Genomic DNA, 6,595 nt, shown 5'->3' on the forward strand with positions numbered 1-6,595 from the left:
ATGCCGGAGGTCGGTGCGCCGGCGGACGACGCGCCGCTGGAGATCCTGTATCGCGACGACAGCCTCGTTGCCATCCACAAACCCGCCGGCTTGCTCGTCCATCGCACCGCACTGGATCGCCACGAAACCCGTTTCGCGGTGCAGTTGCTGCGCGACCAGATCGGCCAGCAAGTCTGGCCGGCTCATCGACTCGACCGCGGCACCTCCGGCGTGCTGGTGTTCTCGCTCAACGCCGATACCGCCGGCCGCATCGGGCGGCAGTTTGAAGCACAAACGGTCGCCAAGCGCTATATCGCGGTGGTGCGCGGCCATCCGCTAGAATCCGGCCTGATCGACCACCCACTCAGCAAACAGCGCGATGACCGCGAGTGGGTTGATCCGCGTGCACAATCGGCGCCACAGCCAGCACGCACGGCCTACCGACGCCTGGCCACCATCGAATTGCCAATCGCCGTTGATCCTTACCCAAGCAGCCGTTACGCGCTGCTTGAAGTCGAGCCCGAAACCGGCCGAAAACACCAGATTCGCCGCCACCTCAAGCATATTGCCCATCCCATCATCGGTGACGCCACCTATGGCAAAGGGCAGCACAACCGGATGTTTGCCGAGCACTTCGGCTGCCGCCGCCTGTTGCTCGCCAGCACCGACCTGTGGCTCGACCACCCGCACAGCGGCGAACGCCTGCACCTGCAGGCCGCGCCGGCGGACGACTTCATGGCGCTGCTGGCGCAATTCGGCTGGACCGCCGCATTACAAAAATAGCGAAGCGCTGTAAGCTTTTCGCCCCCGCGATGGTCTGACTCCACAGCAGGCCGACGATCCTTCGAATCGGCCAAGAACAACGCCAAATAAAGGAGACGGCGCATGCTCGCCACCTTGCCCCTGCTTCGCAAGACCGCTTTTCCCCCGCTGACCCGCAGCCGCATCGAAACCCTTCAAATCAACCTCGGCTACCGCTGCAACCAGCAGTGCCTGCACTGCCATGTGAACGCCGGCCCCAAGCGCACCGAGGAGATGGACAGCGAGACCATCGACGCCATCCTGCGCTTTGTCGACGCCAACCCCGATGTGCGCATGCTCGACCTGACCGGCGGCGCACCAGAGCTCAACCCGCACTTCCGCCGTCTGGTCACCGCCGCCCGCGCCCGCGGCCTGCGTGTAATCGACCGCTGCAACCTGACCATTCTCAGCGAGCCGGGCTACGAGACTCTCGCCGAATTTCTGGCCGAGCACGGCGTGGAAGTCGTCGCCTCGCTGCCCTGTTATCTCGAAGACAATGTGAATGCGCAACGCGGCAAGGGCGTGTTCGAAGCGAGCATCAACGGCCTCAAACAGCTCAACGCCCTGGGCTACGGCCAGCCGGGCAATGCGCTGACGCTCAACCTGGTCTTCAACCCCCAGGGCGCCGTCCTGCCGCCGCCGCAAGCACCGCTCGAAGCGGCCTACAAGACCCACCTCAACGAACACTTCGGCATCGTCTTCAACCAGCTATTCACGCTGGCCAACATGCCCATCCAGCGCTTTGGCTCGACCCTGCTCTCCAAAGGCAGTTTCAACCGCTACATGGATCTGCTCCAGTCCGCGCACCGCGACGACAATCTGCCCGGCGTGATGTGCCGCACCCAGATCAGCATCGACTGGCAGGGCAATCTGTATGACTGCGACTTCAACCAGATGCTTGAAATGCATACCGAAGACGCCGACGGCCGGCGCCTGAACATTCGCCAGATCACCGCACAGCAACTCGAAGGCGGGCGCATTCAGGTAGCCGGTCACTGTTACGGCTGCACGGCCGGGCAAGGCTCGAGCTGCGGCGGCGCGCTGAGTTGAACCCGGAAAGACGCGAGGCCGACAATGGACTTCTCCAACACACAAGGCGTGTATTTCTGGGGCTTTCTGGTGGTCTTCGGGGTGGTGATGTATCTCATCTCCCCCAAGGTCAAGGACGAGGGCGGATTCTTCCGCGGCACTGACACCGAAGGCCGGCCGGCGTCCTCCTGGGCCCTGATGATGAGCATCTTCATCAGCTGGATCTTCGCCAAGTCGGTGACCAACGCGGCCAACCTCGGCGCTGCCTATGGCATCGTCGGCGGGCTGGCCTACGCTACTTACTGGCTGTCGATCCCCTTTGCCGGCTGGGTCATCTATCGCCTGCGCACACGCGAAGGCGCGACCGGAATGGTGCCCTTCCTGATGGCCAAATACGGGCGCTTCGCTGCCATGGCCTTTTCGGCCGCCATTCTGATCCGCCTCTACAACGAAGTGTGGAGCAACACCGCGGTGGTCGGCGGTTACTACGGCGAGTCCGGCTCCTTCGCCTTCATTGCCTCGGCACTGCTGTTCACCGCCGCCGTGCTGCTCTACAGCCTCAAGGGTGGGCTGCGCAGCTCGATCTTTACCGACGTGATCCAGGCCGTGGTGTTCGTGCTCTTCCTCGGTCTGGTGCTGATCTGGATCGTGCCTACCCACGGCCCGGTGGCGCTGCTCACGGAGGGTAATTTCGCGCTCGACGCGGGCGCCGACCTGCTGCTGGTCGCGCTGCTGCAGGTGCTGTCCTACCCCTTCCACGACCCGGTGCTGACCGACCGCGGCTTCATCACGCGCGAAAAAACCATGCTGCGCGCCTTTGTGGTCGCGGGCGTGCTCGGCTTTTTTGCGATTCTCGCCTTCAGTCTGGTCGGTGTCCACGCCAAACTCGAAGGCATCGCCGCTGCCGGCAATGCGCCCGCACAAGTGGCCAAAGGCCTCGGCCTGGCCGGCTTCTTTGCCATGAGCGTGGTGATGATCTCCTCTGCCGCCTCGACGCTGGATTCGACCTTCACCTCGCTGTCCAAGTCGGTCGCGCACGAGCTGCCGCTGCTCGCCGGGCGCACCCCGGGCACCCGCGCCATCCGCAACGGCGTGGTGACCATGGCGGTGTTCGCCCTGCTCGGCAACCTGCCTATGATCGCCGGTACCGACATCCTCAAGGCCACCACGCTGTCGGGCACCATGGTGATCGGCCTGGCACCGGTGTTTCTGCTCTCGCGCTGGGTCGGCTTCTCGCCGCTGTCCTTCCATCTTGCCTTCTGGACCGGCATGACGCTTGGCGTGATGCTCGCGCTCGGCGCAATCCCCGCCAGCTGGGCCATCGGCACCGGCAAGTACGGCCTGCTGCTGGGCACCAACCTGTATGGCCTGATCCTGTGCACCGCCGGCTTCCTGCTGCCGCTGGCGCTCGGCCACCGCCGCCGTGCGGCCGAAGCCGCATGAGCGAGGCCGGCCGCATCTGTCCGCTGCGCTACCGCTATGGCGCGGCGGCCATTGCCACGGCACCCGAGCGCCTCGCCGAAACGCTGTACGTGGTCGGCGGGCTGTACGGCAACACCGCCGCGCTCGATGCGCTGCTCGCCATGGCCAACGCCGAATCTGGGCCGGTCACCCTGTGCTTTAACGGCGATTTCAACTGGTTCAATGTCGATGACGCCGGCTTCGACCGCGTCAACACCGCAGTGCTTAAACACGACGCCATCCTCGGCAACGTCGAAGCCGAACTCCAGCCCGAGGCCGACGACGCCGGCTGCGGTTGCGCCTATCCCGACACCGTTGACGCCGGCGTAGTCGAACGCTCCAACCGGATCCACGCCCGCCTGAAAGCCACCGCCACGCGCCACCCCGACCACCTGGCCAGACTGGCGACCTTGCCGATGTTTGCCCGCTACCGTGTCGGCGCGCTGCGGGTCGGCGTAGTGCATGGCGATGCCACGGCGCTGGCTGGCTGGGACTTCGATGTAGCGTACCTCGACGACCCCGCGCACCAAGCGGCGCTGATCGCCGCCTTCAACGCGGCCGATGTCGACGTGTTCGCCAGCAGCCACACCTGCACCCCGGTGTGCCGGCAGATCGCTCCTGGCAAAGTCGTCATCAACAATGGCGCCGCCGGCCTGCCCAATTTCCGCGCCACGTGGCATGGCATCGTCACCCGCATCGCGCACCGAGCCGGACCGTATCCGGCCGAGTATGGCCTGAGCCAGGGTGGCCACGTCATCGAGGCGCTGGCCCTGCACTACGACGCCGCTGCGTGGCAGGCGCGCTTTCTCGCCAACTGGCCGGCCGGAAGCGATGCACACCAGTCGTATTTCGCGCGCATCGCGCAGGGCCTGGCTGTCACGCTGGCGCAAGCCGCCCCGGGATAAACGAAAACGGCCGAGGCAAACGCCCCGGCCGTTGGTAATACCGTCGCGCTGCGATCAGGCGCGACTGCGGCGTACCCGGTGCGCAAGGCCGGCGAGGCCGACCAGCATCATTGCCCAGGTTTCAGGCTCGGGCACCGGTGAGAGCACGAACAGGCGTGAGTTCGGCGTGCCAGAATCTTCGGCCACCAGGTAGATGCGGCCGAGCTCATCCACCGTGACACCCTCGATCGCCTGGCTGGTGATACCGGACAGGTCGAAGCGACTCAGCGTGTTGCCGGCGCGGTCGATTTCCAGCAGGGTCTGCGAGCCCAAGCTCAGCACCAGCAAGTTGTCGGCCGCCGCAGTGCCAACCAACGCGTCGATCGGCGACAGCGTCTGCACATCCGACAGGCTGCTCACCCCGAGCATGCCGGCGTCGAACAACGGCGTCATGGTCGAGATACCGCCACCGGCGGCAAACGTCAGCGATCCAGCACGGACCTCCATCGGGCTGTCCTGCTTGACCGACACGAAGCTGCCGTCACGCGGGTCATAGCTGATGCCTTCGATGCCGTTGTTGGCGTAGGCGTAGTCGGAGATCGACGCCCAGGGCACATTGGCCAGCGACACGCTGCCACCGGCGACGTAGTTAAACTGAAAAGCATCCTGAAGGCGCTCTTCAGCCACCACCAGTACGCCGCCACCCAGATAGGTCAGGCCCTCGGCATCGTTGTGACGAGTCGCCGTCGGCCAGGCGCTGAACGCCATCGACGACAGCGTTTGGCCGGTCAGCGACACTTCAACCACGCCTTCGCCCTCGTCTCCGACAAAGAACAGCGAACCGCGATCACGGGCATAGGTGACGGCAGACGCTTCCAGGCCCATCGTCCCGAGCGAATCGAGCGCGTAGTTTCCAGTCACCGAGTAAGACGAGAGGTCGATCGAGTTTGCGGCGTGGGCAACGGAGCCGAAAAGCGCCAGCGCGGCGACGAGACAATGCATGCGTTTCATGGCCATGTCTCCTCCATCAGCGCATAGCACGGCGGCGGACAATGCCGCCAACCAGGGCCAACCCAGCCAGCATCATGGCGTAGGTTTCAGGCTCGGGCACCGGTGCAGCGACGTAGTAGCCCGGGTTGCCGACATCGCCACTTGTCGCTGCATAAGAGCCGAAGCTGTCGCCAGCACTCGCCAGCACCCAGTTGGCGGTCACGGTGGTCCCGGCCAGATCGGCCGCGCTGAGCGGGTTGCCGGTCGCGTTCTGGGTACGCACCGTGCCGGCAAAGACCTGGTCACCATAGGTGAGACGATCGACCAGGCTGCCCGACGCATCGAACAGATTGATTTCATCCCCGCGGCTCAGATTATTGGTATATCCACCCAGGACTTTCACCCCGGCGGCCAGCGACCAATCGAGACGAAAATCGGCCTCGGCACTTTCGGTAATGATCACCGACTCACCAACACCGACCAGGCCAAAGCCTGACAGATCGAATACACCGGCCAGACGGCTCTCGTCGTCATAACTCCAGCCGGCGAAGTCCACCGCCGAGTTGCCCATATTGGTGAACTCGACGAATTCACCACTGCCGCCGCTGTACATCCATTCGGTGATCTGGATGTCCGCCACTGACACCGCCGAAAATGCCGGCCCTGTCAGCAGCATGGCCACGCCAACACCGCAAAGCGTCTTCTTCATCGCACTGACCTCATCGTATTTTTTGTTTGGACCACGCCGACCGATCCCGATCGACCATGGATGACGCCATGCTAGCGATGATGTGTGACGATTCGACGACGAGCTGACACACCGTTGGACAGATGCCCCGATTGACTCAATTTCCGCGCGACCGCGCCGATACTATTGGTATCGACCACCGCCGAAATCACTGATCCATGCCACTGTGGCCCTTTTCCCGACACCGCCAGGACGCTCAAAGCGCCCAACAATTGATGCACACCTTGCTGGCCATGGCCTGGGTGGTGGAAGCACGCGATCCCTACACCGGCGGTCACCTGTGGCGCGTGTCGCGCTTGGCCGAAACGCTCGCCCGCCGCGCCGGACTGGGCGAACGGGATGTGGCCCGCATCGCCATCGGTGGATTCCTGCATGATCTGGGGAAGGTCGGCATCCCCGACGCCATATTGCGCAAACCGGATCGGCTCAGCGGCAACGAATTCGACATCGTCCGCACCCACCCCGCGGTCGGTGCGCGGCTGCTCGCTGGCCACCCCCTGGCGGCGCTGGCGGTCGACGCGGTGCTGTCGCATCACGAACGCCCTGACGGCAAGGGCTACCCGGGGTCGTCTCAGAAAACGGAAAATAAAGCACGCTAAGCCGGTTGCAGCGGCCGTAGCGGCCTGAACTTGCCCGCGCCGATCTTGGCGCTGCTGCGCCAGAGGTAATCGCCGGTCAGGTTGATGTGCTCCCAGCCGAGCGG

Annotated in this window: 7 protein-coding genes; 5 read left to right on the top strand and 2 right to left on the bottom strand. The window is 64.4% G+C overall.

Going from position 1 to position 6,595, the window contains the following annotated elements:
* The 4 genes from FHP91_RS06950 (at position 1) to FHP91_RS06965 (ending at position 4,175) form a co-directional block, all read left to right on the top strand.
* Positions 1-762 carry a pseudouridine synthase gene (locus tag FHP91_RS06950; protein WP_144308885.1) on the top strand — a complete coding sequence of 254 codons (762 nt, stop codon included), beginning with the start codon at positions 1-3 and terminating at the stop codon, positions 760-762.
* Between the two features lie 102 nt (positions 763-864).
* Positions 865-1,830, top strand: coding sequence for an arsenosugar biosynthesis radical SAM (seleno)protein ArsS (gene arsS / locus FHP91_RS06955; protein ID WP_144308886.1), 966 nt, complete (start codon positions 865-867; stop codon positions 1,828-1,830).
* Between the two features lie 24 nt (positions 1,831-1,854).
* Entirely contained in the window at positions 1,855-3,252 is a 1,398-nt protein-coding gene (locus FHP91_RS06960) for a sodium:solute symporter family transporter (protein ID WP_144308887.1), read from the top strand.
* Complete coding sequence (locus FHP91_RS06965) at positions 3,249-4,175, top strand: hypothetical protein (RefSeq protein WP_144308888.1); 927 nt, start codon at positions 3,249-3,251, stop codon at positions 4,173-4,175. Before FHP91_RS06960 ends, FHP91_RS06965 begins: the two co-directional genes overlap by 4 nt.
* A gap of 54 nt (positions 4,176-4,229) precedes the next feature.
* Here the strand turns inward: FHP91_RS06965 and FHP91_RS06970 are convergent, their stop codons facing one another.
* Positions 4,230-5,165 (bottom strand): SdiA-regulated domain-containing protein, encoded by a 936-nt coding sequence (locus FHP91_RS06970; RefSeq protein ID WP_144308889.1) that lies wholly within the window; start codon positions 5,163-5,165, stop codon positions 4,230-4,232.
* Between the two features lie 16 nt (positions 5,166-5,181).
* Positions 5,182-5,853 carry a lamin tail domain-containing protein gene (locus FHP91_RS06975; protein WP_144308890.1) on the bottom strand — a complete coding sequence of 224 codons (672 nt, stop codon included), beginning with the start codon at positions 5,851-5,853 and terminating at the stop codon, positions 5,182-5,184.
* A 197-nt stretch (positions 5,854-6,050) separates the two neighbouring features.
* Here FHP91_RS06975 and FHP91_RS06980 point away from each other — a divergent pair, with 197 nt between their 5' ends.
* Positions 6,051-6,491 (top strand): HD-GYP domain-containing protein, encoded by a 441-nt coding sequence (locus FHP91_RS06980; RefSeq protein WP_222105130.1) that lies wholly within the window; start codon positions 6,051-6,053, stop codon positions 6,489-6,491.
* Positions 6,492-6,595 lie beyond the last annotated feature (104 nt).

It is taken from the genome of Denitromonas halophila, assembly GCF_007625155.1.
Lineage (GTDB): Bacteria > Pseudomonadota > Gammaproteobacteria > Burkholderiales > Rhodocyclaceae > Nitrogeniibacter > Nitrogeniibacter halophilus.

Bases quoted from the DNA above. Each gene is read 5' to 3' on its own strand.
- FHP91_RS06950 (WP_144308885.1), top strand. From the start codon at position 1: ATGCCGGAGGTCGGTGCGCCGGCGGACGACGCGCCGCTGGAGATCCTG.
- arsS (WP_144308886.1), top strand. From the start codon at position 865: ATGCTCGCCACCTTGCCCCTGCTTCGCAAGACCGCTTTTCCCCCGCTG.
- FHP91_RS06960 (WP_144308887.1), top strand. From the start codon at position 1,855: ATGGACTTCTCCAACACACAAGGCGTGTATTTCTGGGGCTTTCTGGTG.
- FHP91_RS06965 (WP_144308888.1), top strand. From the start codon at position 3,249: ATGAGCGAGGCCGGCCGCATCTGTCCGCTGCGCTACCGCTATGGCGCG.
- FHP91_RS06970 (WP_144308889.1), bottom strand. From the start codon at position 5,165: ATGAAACGCATGCATTGTCTCGTCGCCGCGCTGGCGCTTTTCGGCTCC.
- FHP91_RS06975 (WP_144308890.1), bottom strand. From the start codon at position 5,853: ATGAAGAAGACGCTTTGCGGTGTTGGCGTGGCCATGCTGCTGACAGGG.
- FHP91_RS06980 (WP_222105130.1), top strand. From the start codon at position 6,051: ATGCCACTGTGGCCCTTTTCCCGACACCGCCAGGACGCTCAAAGCGCC.